Origin of the sequence: Streptomyces sp. SPB074 (assembly GCF_000154905.1) — a bacterium.
In the GTDB taxonomy this organism is placed as follows: domain Bacteria; phylum Actinomycetota; class Actinomycetes; order Streptomycetales; family Streptomycetaceae; genus Streptomyces.
In genome coordinates this window covers 4,936,288-4,938,028 of sequence record NZ_GG770539.1, presented here as the reverse complement: position 1 = coordinate 4,938,028, position 1,741 = coordinate 4,936,288, and the positions used below count along the sequence as shown (strand labels likewise).

The 1,741-nt window shown below is 68.6% G+C and carries 1 protein-coding gene and 1 pseudogene; one reads left to right on the top strand and one right to left on the bottom strand.

Going from position 1 to position 1,741, the window contains the following annotated elements; translation table 11 throughout:
• Positions 1–77: 77 nt before the first annotated feature.
• Positions 78–1,034 (bottom strand): FG-GAP repeat domain-containing protein, encoded by a 957-nt coding sequence (locus SSBG_RS20715; protein WP_037870280.1) that lies wholly within the window; start codon positions 1,032–1,034, stop codon positions 78–80.
• A 375-nt stretch (positions 1,035–1,409) separates the two neighbouring features.
• Here SSBG_RS20715 and SSBG_RS20710 point away from each other — a divergent pair.
• Positions 1,410–1,741 (top strand): annotated as a pseudogene (locus SSBG_RS20710) (N-acetyltransferase); the annotation flags it as partial.

The following is a 1,741-nucleotide window of genomic DNA, read 5'->3' as shown; positions in this document are numbered from 1 at the left end:
CGGCGACCGCCGTGCTCCCGCTCCACCTCGACCGAGGCGGGGTTCGCCCACCGCTCAGGCGGCGGGCGTCACGCGGTTCAGGAGAACAGCGCCCGGTAGGTCTGGAACCCCTTGCCGATCTTCACGCGCGCCGCGAACGGAGCGGCCGCCTTGTCCGTGCCCTTGTACAGGTACAGGTCGCCCTTGGTGTCGCGGGCGATCAGGTCGGAGGTGCCGTCGAGGTCGACGTCGCCGGAGCCGACGAGCGTGTTGTACGAGTTCCAGCCACCGCCGATCTTGGTGCGGGCGGCGAAGGGCGCCTTGTAGTCTCCGGTGCCCTTGTAGAGCCACAGCACGCCGGACTTGTCCCGCGCGACGATGTCGGACTGGCCGTCACCGGTGAGGTCGCCGTGCCCGGCGATCTGCGTGTAGGCGTCCCAGCCACCGCCGACGCGGTACCGCTTGGTCACCTTGCCGTCGCCGTAGCCCAGGTAGAGCCACAGCACGCCGGACTTGTCCCGCGCGATGACGTCGGAGGCGACGGCGCCGCCGACGTTGCCCGGCGAGAGGACGGTGTTGTAGATGTTCCAGCCGTGGCCGACCTCGTCCCCCTGCTCGGAACTCCACATGTAGCCCTGGTCGTCCCACAGCCAGGTGGCGTCGACCCAGTCGTCCCCGTCGTCATCGATCGAGACGCCGTTCTTGACGCCCCAGAAGTTGCCGATCAGCTCACGCGGGGCCAGCCCGCCCTCGCCGTCGAGGTCGTAGAAGTAGGCATCGTCGTTCTTGTCGATGCCGAGCATTCCGAGGACCGGCGCCGAGCCGAGGGACTTGGCCGCGAAGCTGCGGGACTGCGGCGAGACCTTCTTGGCGCCCTGGGACGCCGCCTTCTTCGCCGCGCCGGCAGCCGCTTCGGCCGCCTTCTGCGCGGAAGGCGCGGGAGCCTGGTCGGCCACCGCGGTTCCGGCCGTCGTGGTGACGAGGGCGGCGGCTATCGCCGCGACCGCGAAACGGCCGAAGTTCTTGCTTCCCTTGTTACGGGGGGTTTTGGCCACGTAGAGCTCCTCTGTGATGCCTTGACGAAGAGGGTCGTGCGAGGAATCCGTGTCTCCGAGGCACCAAAAAAGTTCAGTCACCCCGTGCACCACGGCCCTTGGGAGATCACAGAAACCTCACAAGCCCCTGGAGATAGTGACACGAAACATTCAGAGGTCAACTCGTTTATGTTCGAGCTGGATTAACTCGATGCAATCTAAAAACGGTTTTGGTACGGAGTGGTTGACAACCTTTTCGGTTCTCGTGCGTCGGGCGGACGGAATTCCGGGGCGGGCTCCGGGCCGCACCCCGTACCGAACGCCGGACCGCACTCCGTACCGAACGCCGGGCCGGCCCCCGTGCCGGAACCGCGCGGGAGGGAGAAGAATGCCGGTATGGCCGCTCCTGTCCGCCGCACCGCCGGCACCACCGATTCCGTAGTCGAGCGCGTCGAGTGGTTCCACGAGACGGTCGCGCGCGCCTCCTGCCGTGTCCGCGAACGGTACGGGCACTTCGTCCTGTATCTCCAGCCCTTCCAGGGCGGCTTTCCCGCGCGTCCGCACCCGGCCGAGCGGGGGCGGGCCTTCACAGCGGCGGAGGTGGAGGATCTGCTGCGCACCCAGCGCGAGCGGCAGGCGCCGCGTGGACTGGAGTGGCTGGCGGAGACGGCCCCGGGGCTGCGGGCCGCGTGCGAGGGGGCGGGGCTGGTCGTGCGGGAGCGGCCGGT